This window comes from Brachybacterium sacelli, assembly GCF_017876545.1.
Taxonomy (GTDB): domain Bacteria; phylum Actinomycetota; class Actinomycetes; order Actinomycetales; family Dermabacteraceae; genus Brachybacterium; species Brachybacterium sacelli.
In genome coordinates, this window is sequence record NZ_JAGIOD010000001.1 from 2654707 (window position 1) to 2669191 (window position 14485).

The following is a 14485-nucleotide window of genomic DNA, read 5'->3' on the forward strand; positions in this document are numbered from 1 at the left end:
ATCAAACCCTCGCCGGCGAAGGGGACGGAGAGGTCAGGAGGCCGCCGCGGCCGCCGGCTGCGCGCTCGAGGAGGAGCCGGCGGAGGAATCGCTGGAGGAGGACCCACTGCTGGAGGAGTCGCCGGAGGGTGAGGAGCTCGCGTCGGAACTGCTCGAGGACGCACCGTCGGCGGTCGAGGAGGCGCCGTTCGCGGTGGAGGACGAGGAGGCGCCGGAGCTCGCGGAGTCGGTGGAGTAGAAACCGGAACCCTTGAAGACGATGCCCACGGAGTCGAAGACCTTCCGCAGAGCGTCCTGCGTGCACTCGGGGCAGGTCAGCAGCGAGTCCTCGCTGAAGCTCTGGTACTGCTCGAACCGATGCCCGCAGCTCTTGCAGGCGTAGACATAGGTGGGCACGAGGCGTCCTCCGGGATCTTCTGTCAGCGCGGTCGCGTCCGCGGCCGGAGCGATTCTACGTCCTTTCCCACCGGGCGCGGGGTTCAGGAGACGTCGATCGTGACCAAGCGGACGAGCGCGTCGGCCGTGAGGACGGCGGGGATCGGCACATCGTGCTCGCCGCGGGGCAGTGCTCCCACCTCGAGCAGCTCGTCGGGATGGATCACGGAGACCACGCGCGTGCCGTCGCCCACCCCGGCCAATGCCCGGTCGTAATAGCCGGCGCCGTGCCCGATCCGGGTCCCCGAGCGGTCCACGGCCACCGCCGGAGTGAGCACCAGGAGGGCCCGCGAGAGCGCGTCGGGTCCGAGATGCTCCCCCTCGGGCTCCCGGCCGAAGCCGCGTCCCGGGGAGTCGACGAAGGGGGAGTGGCCGTCCCAGGCGATCCACTCGAGCCGGCGGCCGGCAGCTGCCGGGAAGATCAGTCGGGCACCGAGTCCGGCGAGCTCGCGGGCCAGGGGCATGACGTCCGCCTCGACGGGGGTGGGATGGTAGGCCGCCACCAGCGGTGCCTCGCCCCCGGTCTCGACGGCGGAGCGCACGAGCGCCCGGAGCGGCGCGGCGCGACCGAGGAGCTGCTGCGCTTCCCGGGACCGGCGCGCGGCGCCCGCCTCGCCCGCGTAGGTCTGCGCGCGGCGCGCCCTCAGCCCTGCGCGCAGGTCCTGCTTGCGAGCCCTCATCGCCGCGGTGTCCATGACCCCAGGCTCTCACGCGGAGCGCCTGCGCACCCGCGGGATCGGCATCCGTCTACGATGACGCGATGGTTCACGTCTGGCCGCTCACCCTGCGCGACGGGGAGCTCACCCTGCGGCCCCTGCGTCTGCGGGACCGCTCCGAGTTCGAGCGCCTGCGCGAGCGGAACCGGGACTGGCTGCGCCCGTGGGACGCGACCGACCCCGAGCGTGACGCCCGTCAGCTGCCCTTCACCGCCCTGCGTCGGTGGAACGAGCAGCAGGCGCGGCACGGCTGGTACCTGCCGCTCACGATCACCGTCGGCGGTCGACTGGCGGGGCAGATCACGGCGGGCCCGATCCAGTACGGGGCGCTGCGCTCGACGGTGCTGGGCTACTGGGTCGACCACGAGCGGGCCGGGGCCGGCCTGGTCCCGCGAGCGGCGGCGCTGGTCATCGACCACCTCTTCGCCGAGATGGGGCTCCACCGGATCGAGGTCACGGTGCGGCCGGAGAACACGGCGAGCTTGCGCGTGGTCGAGAAGCTGCACCTGCGTCCCGAGGGCCTGCGGCGCTCGGCGATCCACGTCGACGGTGGATGGCGGGACCATCTGGTCTTCGCGCTCACGGCCGAGGAAGTCGTCACGGGCGCGGACGGCCACGGAGTGCTCGCGCGGCTGAATCGAGAGTTCCCTCCCGACACGCCCATGGGGTGACCAGGGAAATCACATCGGTGTCATTACTGTATCGGTGTGGAGTCGATCAACCTCGGAGCCGTTCTCTTCGGCCTTCTGCTGCTGCTGTGGGTGGCTTACGCCCTGCCGCGCACCGCGCGCCGGCGCGACCTGATGGGTCGCGCCCGTGCCGCCGAGCTCACCGAGATGACCTCGGAGGCCCGGGACCTGTCCGAGGCCGTCCACACCCGCCGCTCCTCCCGTGAGGTGAATGCCGCCATGTCCCAGGACCGCCTGCTCCTGCGCCCCGCCGACCCCACCAGCCGTCCCCGCTTCGATGCCGTGCCCGGAACCCGCATCGACGTCCTCGAGGCGAGGGCGCGCTCGCGACGGCTGATGCGGACCGTCCTGGCGCTGCTGGCCGTGGGCACCGTGGCCCTCATCGGCCTTGCGCTCGCCCAGGTCATCGCCTGGTGGGTGCCGCTGATCGCGGTCGCCGGCCTGTCTGTGTATCTCGTCGGCCTGCGGCGCGCCGAGCTCGAGCGTCGGGCACGCACCACTCGTGCCGCCACCCGTGCTCGCCGGTCGCGGGCCGAGCGGGAGACCGCCCGTCGGGCCACCGCGACCACGGCCGCAGAGCCTGCCGCGGAGCCGCCCCTCGCGCATGCTCCGTCGGATGAGCCCGCTCAGCGCGAGTCCCTCGACTCCACCACCGAGCGCGCGGCCCACCAGGTCGCCGCGCCCGGCGAGTGGATGCCGCGGCCGGTCCCGCGCCCCACCTACGCCCTGCACGGCGAGGTCGAGGATCTCGCCACCCGTCACGCCGCCCACCGCCAGAGCATGCAGCCCACGCCCGTCCCGCTCGAGAGCGAGGGGGTCGAGGAGCTCGAGGCGGCCGACGAGGCCTACGCTCCCGCACAGGACCTGCAGCTCGACGAGGTCCTCGCCCGTCGCCGGGCCTGAGATGAGCGAGTCGGCCCGCCTGGCGGCTGTCGAACGGACCCTCGCTCGCGAGGGCTGGGTCGAGCGGCCGATGGCCGTGCTCGACCTGGACGCCTTCGACGCGAACCTCTCGGAGCTGGCAGGGCGCGCCGGCGGCACCCCGATCCGGGTCGCCTCGAAGTCCCTGCGGGTGCGCGCCCTGCTGGAGCGGGCGCTGGCGCACCCCGGGTATCGGGGAGTGCTCGCCTACACGCTGCCCGAGGCCCTGTGGCTGTCGGGACACGGGTTCGACGACCTCGTCGTCGCCTACCCCACGGCCGAGCGCGGGGCGCTGCGCCGGCTGATGCTCGATCCTCCCGCGCTCGAGGCGATCACCCTGATGGTGGACGAGGTGGCTCAGCTCGATCTCCTCCTCGAGGCCACCGCGGGACTGCGCGACGTTGCGCGGCCGATCCGCCTCGCGCTCGAGCTCGACGTCTCCTTCGCGCCGCTGCCCGGTGTCCGCTTCGGCGCCCACCGCTCCCCGGTGCGCCACCCCGAGCAGGCCCGTGAGCTCGCCCGGGAGATCGCTCGTCGTCCGGGACTCGAGCTCGTCGGCCTGATGGCCTATGAGGGGCACATCGCCGGGGTCACCGATGCGGCCCGCACCCCCTACGGTGCGGCAGTGCGCGCCATGAAGGCGCTCTCGCGTCCCGACATCGCGGCCCGCCGCGAGGAGGCGGTCGCCGCCGTGCGTGAGGTCGCTGACCTCGAGTTCGTCAACGGCGGCGGCACCGGCTCGATCGAGTCCACAGGCGCCGAGGCCGCCGTCACCGAGATCGCGGCCGGCTCCGGACTGATCGGACCGGGCCTGTTCGACCGCTATCGCGACTTCCGTCCCCGCCCTGCGCTCCATCTCGGGTTCTCCGTCGTCCGACGTCCCGCGCGCGAGGTCGCCACTGTGCTCGGTGGCGGCTGGATCGCCAGCGGCGTGCCCGGCGAGGACCGGCTGCCGACCCTCACCCGTCCGCCCGGCCTCTCCTACGCGCCCCAGGAGGCGGCTGGCGAGGTCCAGACCCCCGTCGTCGGTCCCGCTGCCGACGACCTGCGGGTGGGCGACACCGTCTGGATGCGCCACGCGAAGGCGGGGGAGCCCGCGGAGCATCTGCCCTCCTATGTGCTGGTCACCGGCGACGAGGTGGTGGATTCGGCCCTCACCTACCGCGGCGAGGGGGCACTCTTCCTCTGACAGGGCCCATCCCGCCTCGACTCGTCGGGCCCGGTCCCGCCCGCCCCGCCCTGGAAGGAGACCACCGTGGCGATCTCGAGCCCCACCCACCGCACCTGGAGCGGGAAGGTCCGCTGGACTCCGCAGCAGGTCCTCACCCCGACCAGCGAGGACGAGATCCTCACGGCGCTGCGCACCGCACGTGGGGCCGGGCTGCCGCTGCGGGTGATCGGCGGCGGGCATTCCTTCACCCCGCTGGTGGCGACCGACGGCGTCCTGGTCTCCCTCGACGACTACCGAGGACTGGTGCGCGCCGACCCGGGCACGGGGCTGGTCACGGTGCGCGGCGGGACGCGTCTGTGGGAGATCGCCGAGCTGCTCGCGCCGCACGACCTCGCTCTGTCGGTGATGGGCGACATCGACCATCAGTCGCTCGCGGGCGCCATCCAGACCGGCACGCACGGTACCGGCGCGCGCTTCACGGGTTTCGCGGGCATGGTCCGCGGCCTGCGCCTGGCCCTGGCCGACGGGTCGATCGTGGAGACCTCGCCGAGCCGCGACCCGGACCTGTTCCAGGCGGCACGACTCGGACTCGGCACCCTCGGCGTGGTCCTCGAGGTCACCCTGGCGTGCATCCCCCGTTACCGGCTCGACCTCGTCGAGTCCACCGTCGACCTCGACGAGGCACTCGGATCGTTCCTCGCCGACACTTCGATCATCGACCACCACGAGCTGTACTGGTTCCCCCGCACCGACCGCGCGACGGTGCGCACCATGCGCCGGGTGCCCGCGTCGACGCCGCGCCGCCGCCCCGGCCGTCTGGCCATGACGCTCCAGCAGGAGGTGCTCGGCAACGGTGCCTGGGAACTGGCGTGCCGCGGTGCCGCTCTCGTCCCCTCCCTCAGCCGTCCGGCCGCCGAGCTCGCCTCCCGGGCCTTCGCCGGGCCGCGGGTGCTGGATGATTCCGGCTCCGTGTTCGTGGCACCGCGCCGGGTGCGATTTCACGAGTCCGAGTGGGCGATCCCCGCCGAGCACCTCGGGGAGGCCTTCGCCGCTCTGCAGGCCCGTTTCGAGGAGGAGGACGTGCGTGTCACCTTCCCGCTCGAGGTGCGCCGTGCCGCGCCCGATGACGTCTGGCTGTCCACCGCCTACGACCGGGACAGCGTGTACATCGCCGCGCACCGCTACCACCGCGAGGACCCCGGGCCGTACCTGCTGATGGTCCAGCGCACTCTCGCCCCCTTCGCGGCCCGGCCCCACTGGGGCAAGCAGCACTGGCTGGGAGCGAAGGAGCTGGCCGCCCTCTACCCTCGCTTCGAGGACTTCCGGGCCGTGCGCGCCGAGGCCGATCCGGGCGGGCTGCTCATGACCCCGTACCTCCACCACCTGCTGCGATGATCGGACGGTCCGCCTAGCGGCCCACTCCACGCCCATGACCGGCTCGGCCTAGGCTGAGGGCGATGAACACCTCCCCGCCCCGCTCCCCGTCCACGCCTGTCCCGAGCCCCTCCCACCTGCTCGAGATCGCCACCACCGCGGCGGGTGCCGCAGCCGACTACATCCGCTCCCTGGACCGCGACGACCTGGGTCGTGAGTACAAGACCTCCAGCCACGACATCGTCACCGAGCACGATCGCGCGAGCGAGGAGATCATCGTCGCCGAGCTGCGGCGCCTGCTGCCGACCTGCCGCATCGTCGGCGAGGAAGGCGGGGAGCGCCCCGCCGACGACCCGGCCGCGGGCTCCGACGGACCGGAGGTGAGCTTCTACGTCGACCCCATCGACGGCACCAGCAACTTCGCCGCGGGACTGCCCCTGTTCTGCATCTCGATCGGCGTGGCGGTCGACGACGAGCTGGTCGCCGGCGTCATCGACGCCCCGATCCTCGGCCAGGTGTTTTCCGCCGCCGACGGGCCCGCGATGCTGAACGGTGTCCCGCTCACCCCGCGCTCGACGAACGGTCCGGCCGACGCCCTGCTGCTGACCGGCTTCCCCGGACAGCGGGACGCCGTCGAGTTCCCCGAGCTCGCCGCCCGCGCCCACGTGGAGATCCACCAGGAGCACTCCGCGGTCCGTCACCTCGGGACGGCGGCCCTGGAACTCGCCTACGTCGCCGCCGGCTGGGCCGATGCGACCGCACTGGCCTCGATCAACGCCTGGGACATCGCCGCCGGCTTCCACCTCGTCCACCGCGCCGGAGGGTCGATCCGCACCTGGCCGGGGCGCGGGAGGAAGGATCTGCCCGCCTTCCTGCACCCCGCCTACGTCGCCTGCACGGGTCCCGAGCGACTCGAGCTGCTCGACCAGCTCCACGAGCAGGTCCAGGAGTTCCGCGACGCGGATCTGTGATCCTCGTCAAGGCGGCCTCGTCGGTTCGTCACCCGGTGCGCACCGGTGCTAATCTGTCGAGGTCGCCACGCGACATGGGGCTATGGCGCAGTTGGTAGCGCGTCTCGTTCGCAATGAGAAGGTCGGGGGTTCGAATCCCCCTAGCTCCACCCGACGCACAAGGCTCGAACCCTTGCCAACAGAATCGTTGGTGGTGGTTCGGGCCTTGTCTGCGTGTTCGGCCCAGGTGAGGGCGTTGGCGTTGATTTCGGGGTCCAGCAGCATCTCGAAGGGCCGGTTGTTCTCGACGCGGAGTTCGTCGTCTTCGTCGATGTAGACCTTGGTGAAGAACGCCTGGTTGCATAGGCGCCGGTTGGCGTCGTCGCACCGGTTGTAGATGTCGGCACAGTTGGCCAGCAGGTTCAGCGCGTCGTCGAGGTGGGCTCGGGCGTCGGCGTACTCGCCGTGGTGGGCGTCGATGCGCCGGTTGACTTGGTCGAGTTCACCCAGGATGCGGTCCTGCTCTCTCTTCAGGAGGGCGAGCGGAATCGCGTCGGCGTAGTGGGCTTGCAGGAGCCGTTCCTGCTCGTGTTGGAGCCGGTCGCGGTTGGCGGTGAGTTGGGCCAGTTCCTCGACTTCGGCGGACATGAGTTGGTCGAACTCGTGGTGCAGCATCCCGGCGAGTCCTTCGTGCTGAGCTGGGGTGATCTGGATGCGCTGGTAGTAGTCCTCGATCAGCTTTTCGACATCGGCGATGAGGATGGCACTGCGGTCGCAGGTGGTGCGTCGGGAGTGTCGGCCGGAGCAGACGAAGTAGCAGTACACGTTGCCGTGCCGGTTCTTCGCGTTGGACACGATCAGCCGGGAGCCGCACTGTCCGCAGTGGATGGTGCCTTTGAGGTAGTGGTCGTGAATCTGGGTCGCCTCGACCGCGGACTTGTGCGCGGTGAGCACGGATTGGACCTGGTACCAGACTTCGGCGGGCACGAGTGGCTGATGGGCTCCCCTGTAGGTGACGCCCCGGTAGGTCACGTCGCCTTTGTAGTAGGGGTTGGTGAGCATCCGGTGCACTGAGGACACCGCCAGCGGCTTGGACGGGCGCTTCGGGGTGGGCAGGCTCATCAGACCGCGCGAGGTGAGTTCGTCGTGGAGCTGGCTGACGGTCCAGTTCCCCGAGGCGTAGGTCTTGAACGCCCACTCGACCAGGGGCGCTCGCTCTGGGTCGAGTTCGACCGTGCGGTCCTCGCGGCCGAGTTCGTCGCGGGTGCGGACGTTGAGGTAGCCGATGGGCGCCTTGCCGAGTGTTCCACCGCCTGCTGCTTTTCTGCGTCATGCCTTTGGTGACTTCGGTGGCGAGGTTGCGGGAGTAGAACTCGGCGATGGTGGACATGATGCCGTGCAGCAGCATCCCCGAGGGGGTCTCGTCGATGTTCTCAGTCGCTGAGACGAGTAGGACTCCGGCTTGCTGGAGAGCGAGGTGGATGGTCACGTCGTCGGCGCGGTTACGAGCGAGCCGATCGACCTTGTGGACGATGCAATAGGCGACCTTGTGCTGCTTGACGTAGCGGATCATCCGCATCAGCTCGGGCCGATCGGCCTTACGGGCGGACTCACCGGCGTCGATGAACTCCTCCACGATGGCCGCACCGAGCTGTTCGGCCTTGCGCCGGTTAGCTTCGCGCTGAGCCGGAATGGAGAAGCCCTCGTCGCGGCCGCCCTTCTCCGCTTGTTCCTTGGTGGACACGCGCAGATACGACACTGCTACGGCGGCACCGTCGGGCGGGTCGATGAGGCTCTGTACCGGGTCGTTGCGGACGGGGCCGCTGTTGGTGGACGCGATGGTCATCGGGTCCTTCTCTCACTCGGATCGGCCCTCGCGCCCGTGAGCCGGTGAAGGCTCGGACGGTGGTGTTGATCGTGAGAGCAGCCCGAAGGCTGTAGGACGAGACCCGAGGAGGTCACGGTGCGTGTTGCCCGCCAGTCGGCGGGGTTTAGGACCACAACACCTCATGCGGTGCGCGAGGCTTGCTTCATTCATTCTACCGTCTCGGTCCGTCACTGCTCGGTAGCCGCAGCCGACGAGGCGCCGCCGGTGGCGGGGCGGTAGGTGTCGGGTGGTTCGGCTGCCCGGTGTTCGGCGCGGGTGCGGCCGGTCTCCTGCAAGGTCAGCCGGATCAGTACCTCGGCGAGTTTGTGGAGGTCTGGCCGGTCACGATGGACCGCGCGGACGGAGAACGACCGGTCCTCGTAGCGACGGCGATTCGTCTTCTTCGCATAGGAGCCCATCAGTCCCGCACCTCCCCGGTCTCGGGATCGACGTCAGGGTCGATGTGGGTGTAGAACTCGTCCTCGGCCTGCTGGCGGCGCCGCACGTCGGCTTGGACCCAGTCCACGAACTCCTCGTCGCGGTCCGCGACGACGATGTCCTCCACCGGCGGTGCGGGGTCCTCGCCGGGCCAGACTGTCTGCCGGGTGGGCCGGTCCCGGTCCAGGCGAGTGCCGGAGGCGGCCACCCAGTCCCGGAGCCGGTTGCGGGTCTCGGCGAAGTCGCGATGCCACCCGCTCGGGGCGGAACCGTTCTGCTCGGCGTCGTAGGCACACAGCCAATGCAGATGCAGAGCGGACAGCTCCCACACCAGCTCGGGGTGGTGATGCCAGAACGGTGGGATCACGCTGGCGGGCAGCCCGTAGGTGTGCCGCAGCCAATCCACCCACTGGTTCAGCGCCAGCCATTCCTGTTCCAGGTCGTGCGCGGTCAGCAGATTCCAGTTCACCGGGTGCGGCGGCTCGGCCACGTCCGCAGCACTGATCCGCGCCGGATCGTCGAAGACATCCGGTTCGTCCAGGACGGATTCGTCCGTCCCGGCGCCGGGGTTGATGTCGGGGGTGTCGTCAGTCATCGTCGCCGCCCCCGGGTTCACAGGCTCAGCGACGACGACTGGCCCGCCGGTGCCGGGCGGTGTGGTGTCTCGAACGCGGCCGCCTCCCGCTCCACCGCGGCCCGACGCGGCGTGCGGTCCACGTCGTAGCGGGTGCGGGCGGCATCGTGGCCGATCTTCTTGGCCACGAACTCCTCACCCTCGACGTTCTGCCCGTTACGTTCGTAGCTGACGGGGCGGGTGTAGCCCTCGGCGATGAAGTTGTCGCCCTTGGCGAGCCTCGCGTTGGCGTGTTCGGCCGAACGGCCGAACATCACCATGTGGTGATAGGTCGTCTCGATCTGGGTGAACGTCCCGTCGTCTTCGCGGCGGAAGTGCTCCTTTCCTATCCGCGCGTAGAACCGGGCATCGCCCTTGGACGTCTCGCGCAACTGCGGGTCCGAAGCGATGAAGCCCGACAACGACTCCTGCGTCTGAATAGCCATGACAAAGCCTTCCTGACTTCTCGGTGGCGACCATCCGTTCGGGCCGCTGTGTCAGGCAGGTGCACGCGCGCGCCCGTGGACGCGGCATGTCAGGACACGGCTGTCAGGAGTCGGTGGGGCGGCGTAGCAACGCTTCGATCACGGCCCGGTCCTCGCGGAGCTGATCGGCGTCGGGACGTGATGGCCAGGCGCGCAGGTCAGTCACGATCGGTGGCGCGGAGCGCAGGAGGGTGACGCCGGTGCCGAATGGCAGGGTTCTGATCCGATCGGGCGGCAGGATCGACACGCGACGGACGGAGCGTTGGTTGGAGCGGGTGCCGTGGTCGCCGAGGGTGACGGAGTCGGTGTATTCGTCGCGTTCGCCGATCAGCGTGGAGAGGTCTTGGAGGTCTCGGGAGTTGGAGGTGCCGCCGAGGATGATCTTGACGATGGAGGCGTCCCAGATCGCTCCTGCGGCGTTGTCATTCCACTTGTCGCGGGCTTGGGCGAGGGACTGGAGGACGGGCAGGGTGGTGATGCCGGTGCCGCCACCTTCAGCCATGAGTGTCGGCAACGACGGCAAGGGTGCGAGGTTGCCGATCTCGTCCAGTGCGAGCAGCAGTGGCGGGTCGAGCCTTGCGCCCGGTGAGCGGGCGGCGATCTTTCGTGCGGTCTCGATGAGGTCTTCGACGAACGCCGCCACCAGTGCGGCCGAAGCTCCGGCGCCGGCTCCTGTCGCGAGGAGGTAGAGGGTTCCGCGTTCTTGGATGAAGCGTTCGGGGTCGAAGTCTTCGCCTGGTCGTGGTGTGACGGCATCGAGAACCCGGGGGTCGGCCAGTGCTCCGAGGGCGAGGGCGACACCCTGCCAGATGGAATCTCTCGTCTTGGGGTCGGAGTCGATCATCGCCCCGAGCGAGTCCGCCCACCCAGTCGCGGCGCCCGGCGAGTTGGTGAGGATGGCGACGGCCTCGGCGGCCGCCGTGGGGTCGAGGGTCCACCGGAACAGCTCAGCCGGTGGCCGGTGGTCCAGGGCGGCGGCGTGTAGGAGGGCTTGGAGGGCGGTCCTTGTTTTGCCTTCCCAGAAGCCGCCGGACTCCACACCACCCGCGGACAGTCCGGTGGCTGCGGCGAGGCCGGTGGCGCGGATCATCGCCGTCAACGGGTTCTCGCACCCGCGGACCGGGGACCAGCGCAGTCCGGCGGGGATGCCTGCGGCGAGGTGCTGGGGGTCGAAGACCGCCACCGGCCCGATGCGCTGCCGGGCGCGCAGGGTGGCGGTGAGGTTGTCCGGGCGGGTGCTGGTGGTGACGACGGCGCCGGGTGCATCGAGGATCGCCGGGATCACGATGTGCAGGCCCTTGCCGGAGCGGGGTGGGCCGATGAGCAGGATAGAGTCCTCCACGCTCGCCCACACCTCACGGCCCTTGGAGGTGCCGATCCGGTAGCCGACATCCCTCGGCTCGGGGTCGTTCAGGGAGGGGCGCAGCGTCCCGGCCCGGCGCAGCAGCGCTTTCGGCGAGGCGGTCTGTGCCACGTCATGGTTGGTGGCGGTTCCGACGAGCCGGCGCGGGTCGGTCTCGACCTTCCGGGAGTGACGGCGCAGCCGCACCCATACCGATACCCCGGCGGCGACGAGGCCGGCGAGCATCACCGCGGCGGTGATCCAGTACGCGACGGAGTTCAGCTCGTCGCTGTCGAGGGTGGCCGCGGGGTTGCCGGGGTTGAACAGCACACCGAGCCCCGATGCTGGTCCCGCTTCGGGTTGGGGTGCGCCGGTGAGGAACGCCGACACACTGCCTGCGGCGCGGAGGATGAGCGCGACCCCGAACATCCCGACCAGCCCGATGAGGGCGGCGTTGGTCAGCTCATCGCCCATGCTCCCGCTCTGCCGCTGCTGCGGCGCGCTCACGGCAACCGCCGAACATGGACGGCGCCAGAGACCCGGCCGAACAACACGACCTCGCCCGTACCGTCACGCACCAGGGAGCCGAGCTGATCCTTGTCGAGGAGAGATCGCGCAGAGCCGGTGCTGGTGGCATCGGTGTGGGAGACGATGGCCGCGACGGCCACGTCCTCACCGGGCACGAACCCGTCCGCGGTAACCTCGACCAGCTCTGGTCCCTGCGCGCCCTTGCTCTTGCCGCGCTGTTGTTCGGGGTCGATCTCGGGCGGCGGAGGTGTGGTGCGGCGGCGGGCGCGGATGATGTCGGTGAACACGCTCCCGTCGCTCTCGCGCACCTCAATCCTGACGGCGATCGTGCGGTCGGCGGTGATGGCATCCAGCAGGGCACCGAAGGTGCTCCGCGTCCATATGCCGCCTTCCTGCGGCGGCCGATATGGGGCACCGTCGACGGTGACGTCCAGCGCGCCCGCCTCGGTCACGCTGATGATCACGTGTGTCAGCACGACCGGGGCCTGCTCCGGCTCTGGCCAGGGCGCACGACGTGGCAATTTGCGGTTCATCACGTCACTCCCGACGTAAGCCGCGAGCTGGTGTCGAACAGCTCCAGCTCAGCGGGATGCAGCTGGTGCTGGGTCACGAAGGCCCTGTCCTTGATCCGCCACAGGCCCTGCCCGACGCCAAGGGTTGGGAGAAGCTTCTGCTCGGTACCGGTGAGGCCCAGCGCGTGGGCGGTGGGTCCGAGCTGATCGGATTCTTGGCGGTAGACGATGCGGGTCTCGGCGTTGGCCAACAGCGAGTTGGCCAGGGAGCGCATCGCGGAGCCGGCGTCGCCGACGTTGTCGAGGTCGCTCAGCTTGTGGAAGATGAGCATGTTCGCTATCCCGTAATGCCTGGCCAGCCGCCAGTGCGCATCCATGCGCCGCAGCAGGGCGGGGTGGGACATGAGGCGCCAGGCTTCGTCGTAGATCACCCACCGCTGCCCACCGGCAGGGTCCAGCAGTGCGGACTCCATCCACGCGCTGGAGCACGTCATCAGCACGCTGATGAGCATGGAGTTCTCGGTCACGCGTGACAGGTCGAGGGAGATCATCGGCAACGACGGGTCGAACGCCACCGTGGACGGTCCGTCGAAGAGCCCTTGGAGGTCGCCGGCCACGAGTCTGCGCAGTGCATGTCCAACGAGCCGGCCGTCCTCGGCCAACCTGCCATCGTCGGCGTCCTCGTTGGGGGTGAGGATGTGGTCGACGACCATCGGCAGGATCGGAACATCGTTCTCCCGGACTGTTTCGGTCAGGGCGAGGTCGATCGCGGTGTGCTCCAATGGCGTCAACCCCCGCGCCAGCACGGTCTCGGCCAGTGCCCCGATGAGGTCACGGCGACGGGAGGCGACCGTGGTCGCCCACTGCTCATCGGAGAACCCGGAGGGCCGAAGCCCCTCATCAAGGGGATTCAGTCTCGTGTTGAGGCCGTGGCCCAGGATGATCGCCCGTCCGCCGACCGCTTCGGCCACAGCGGTGTGCTCTCCCTTGGGATCACCGGGCACATACACGCGCCGCCCGAACGGCAGGCTGCGGGTGTAGAGGGACTTCGCCAGGGACGATTTGCCGGAGCCCACGATCCCGGCGAGCACGACATTGGGAGCGGTGATGATCCCGCGGGCATAGAGCACCCACGGGTCGTAAACAAAGCTGCCGCCGGAGTAGAGGTCTTGGCCGACGAACACCCCGTCGGCGCCGAGACCGCCTTCGGCGACGAACGGATACGCCCCAGCCAACGTCGCCGACGTGTCCTGATGTCGTGGTAGCCGGAACCGGCCCGGGGTGCGCAGCGCCGCCGGGCCGGGCTCCCCCGCGGCGGGTAGATACTTTGTGGCTTTGCGTTCGGCGCTCTCTGCTTCGGCTTTGGCTGTCGCTGCTGCCTTCTCGGTGCGGTGCTGCTCGGCTTGGAGCTTCGCGGCCGCCTGGCGCCGCTGCTTGCGCAGTCGGCGGCGCTCCCTCGCCGGGGCGACCAGAACGGCGGTGTGTAGGCGCTCTGGCTCCTGCCCGGTCACAGGGACAGCCCCCGGCCCGCAGATGTGGTCGACCGGGCCGGGCCGGCGAACCAGTCCGTCTCAGCCACCGCCGGCGCTGGCGCCGCGCCCGGAGTCGTGGCGGGTGCGCTCGGGTCGTGGGCACCGTTGCCGGCGATGGCCTCGCGCACCGGGATCACGTCGGCGTCGTCCAGCGCCGGATCGAGCGGGACAGTATGGGCGCGGAGCAGGCTGACGTGGGCCATCGCCGGGTTGTAGGTGAGGGTGTAGTCGCCCTCGGTGACGACCCGGTCGAGCGGGCCGGTTGGGGGTTCGTCGTAGACGTAGCCGTTCTCCAGGGCGGCGTCGGTCGTCTCGTCCCCGTAGTCGAAGCCCGTCAGATGTTCGATGCCCGCGTCCGGGCCGTCGCGGTCGATCAGCTCCAGCACGTCGTCGGCCTCCTCGCCTTGGAGGAACACGACGCTGATCCACCGCGAGACGGGTTCCTCGGTGGCTCCCTGGTGTTCGATGGGATCGGCCAGGGTGGGGTCGCGGTTCCAGGCGATTCGTCCTGAATGGGAGAACGCCGCATCAAGTCGGTCATAGGCCTGGTCCAGGAGGGTGCCGGCCTGGTGCAGCTCGTCGGCTGCGGCCAGGGCGTCCTGTGCTCCTGCGGTGTGGTTGCCGTTGTCATCGAACGCACGGTCGCGGTGCGTGAGGTGCGTGTTGGCGAGCTGGTCAAGCACTTGGCGCAGTGACCGCATCCCGGCGACCATGTCGCCGAACACGGTGTAGGTGTCGGCCGGGTTCTCGAAGACCCGGCTGGCGTGGGCCAGGCCGCGTAGCGCTTCGGATGCTTCGGCGGCATCGGCGAGTGGGTCGTGGAACGTGGGCATGAGCGGGCTCCCATGAACGTGAGTAGGTTCCCCGGATTCGGGGTCGCTGGTCAGGTGCACCCGCTCAGCCACACGACCG

The 14485-nt window shown here is 70.1% G+C and carries 14 protein-coding genes, 1 tRNA gene and 2 pseudogenes; 6 read left to right on the forward strand and 11 right to left on the reverse strand.

Features of this window, described 5'->3' with window-relative positions; all coding sequences use genetic code 11:
• Positions 1-33 precede the first annotated feature (33 nt).
• Positions 34-396 carry an FmdB family zinc ribbon protein gene (locus JOF43_RS11960; RefSeq protein WP_209902300.1) on the reverse strand — a complete coding sequence of 121 codons (363 nt, stop codon included), beginning with the start codon at positions 394-396 and terminating at the stop codon, positions 34-36.
• Between the two features lie 83 nt (positions 397-479).
• Positions 480-1130 carry a 5-formyltetrahydrofolate cyclo-ligase gene (locus JOF43_RS11965; RefSeq protein ID WP_209902302.1) on the reverse strand — a complete coding sequence of 217 codons (651 nt, stop codon included), beginning with the start codon at positions 1128-1130 and terminating at the stop codon, positions 480-482.
• Between the two features lie 65 nt (positions 1131-1195).
• Here JOF43_RS11965 and JOF43_RS11970 point away from each other — a divergent pair, with 65 nt between their 5' ends.
• From JOF43_RS11970 to JOF43_RS11995, 6 genes are all read left to right on the forward strand, one after another.
• Positions 1196-1822, forward strand: coding sequence for a GNAT family N-acetyltransferase (locus tag JOF43_RS11970; protein ID WP_209902304.1), 627 nt, complete (start codon positions 1196-1198; stop codon positions 1820-1822).
• Positions 1823-1858: 36 nt separating this feature from the next.
• On the forward strand, positions 1859-2743 hold the full coding sequence (locus JOF43_RS11975; protein ID WP_209902306.1) for a hypothetical protein: 885 nt from the start codon (positions 1859-1861) through the stop codon (positions 2741-2743).
• A gap of 1 nt (position 2744) precedes the next feature.
• Positions 2745-3950 carry an alanine racemase gene (locus JOF43_RS11980; protein ID WP_209902308.1) on the forward strand — a complete coding sequence of 402 codons (1206 nt, stop codon included), beginning with the start codon at positions 2745-2747 and terminating at the stop codon, positions 3948-3950.
• Between the two features lie 66 nt (positions 3951-4016).
• Complete coding sequence (locus JOF43_RS11985) at positions 4017-5327, forward strand: D-arabinono-1,4-lactone oxidase (RefSeq protein WP_209902310.1); 1311 nt, start codon at positions 4017-4019, stop codon at positions 5325-5327.
• A gap of 62 nt (positions 5328-5389) precedes the next feature.
• Complete coding sequence (locus tag JOF43_RS11990; RefSeq protein WP_209902312.1) at positions 5390-6277, forward strand: inositol monophosphatase family protein; 888 nt, start codon at positions 5390-5392, stop codon at positions 6275-6277.
• A 76-nt stretch (positions 6278-6353) separates the two neighbouring features.
• A tRNA-Ala gene (locus JOF43_RS11995) sits at positions 6354-6426 on the forward strand.
• A 610-nt stretch (positions 6427-7036) separates the two neighbouring features.
• On the opposite strand, the pseudogene JOF43_RS22615 reads toward JOF43_RS11995, so the two are convergent.
• The 9 genes and pseudogenes from JOF43_RS22615 to JOF43_RS12035 all read right to left on the reverse strand — a co-directional run.
• Positions 7037-7543: pseudogene (locus JOF43_RS22615) on the reverse strand (recombinase family protein); the annotation flags it as partial.
• 91 nt (positions 7544-7634) lie between these two features.
• Positions 7635-8102: pseudogene (locus JOF43_RS22620) on the reverse strand (recombinase family protein); the annotation flags it as partial.
• 209 nt (positions 8103-8311) lie between these two features.
• A complete protein-coding gene (locus tag JOF43_RS12005; protein WP_209902313.1) occupies positions 8312-8542 on the reverse strand; it encodes a hypothetical protein in 231 nt (76 codons plus the stop codon).
• Complete coding sequence (locus JOF43_RS12010; RefSeq protein ID WP_209902315.1) at positions 8542-9156, reverse strand: hypothetical protein; 615 nt, start codon at positions 9154-9156, stop codon at positions 8542-8544. Before JOF43_RS12010 ends, JOF43_RS12005 begins: the two co-directional genes overlap by 1 nt.
• 17 nt (positions 9157-9173) lie before the next feature.
• The gene (locus JOF43_RS12015) at positions 9174-9620 is read right to left on the reverse strand and encodes a single-stranded DNA-binding protein (RefSeq protein ID WP_209902317.1); all 447 of its coding nucleotides are present in this window, start codon (positions 9618-9620) and stop codon (positions 9174-9176) included.
• 103 nt (positions 9621-9723) lie between these two features.
• Positions 9724-11508, reverse strand: a complete 1785-nt coding sequence (locus tag JOF43_RS12020) for a TraM recognition domain-containing protein (RefSeq protein ID WP_209902319.1) — start codon at positions 11506-11508, stop codon at positions 9724-9726.
• Complete coding sequence (locus tag JOF43_RS12025; protein ID WP_209902321.1) at positions 11505-12062, reverse strand: hypothetical protein; 558 nt, start codon at positions 12060-12062, stop codon at positions 11505-11507. Before JOF43_RS12025 ends, JOF43_RS12020 begins: the two co-directional genes overlap by 4 nt.
• Entirely contained in the window at positions 12062-13552 is a 1491-nt protein-coding gene (locus JOF43_RS12030) for an ATP-binding protein (RefSeq protein WP_209902323.1), read from the reverse strand. Before JOF43_RS12030 ends, JOF43_RS12025 begins: the two co-directional genes overlap by 1 nt.
• The gene (locus tag JOF43_RS12035; protein ID WP_209902325.1) at positions 13549-14406 is read right to left on the reverse strand and encodes a hypothetical protein; all 858 of its coding nucleotides are present in this window, start codon (positions 14404-14406) and stop codon (positions 13549-13551) included. Before JOF43_RS12035 ends, JOF43_RS12030 begins: the two co-directional genes overlap by 4 nt.
• Positions 14407-14485 lie beyond the last annotated feature (79 nt).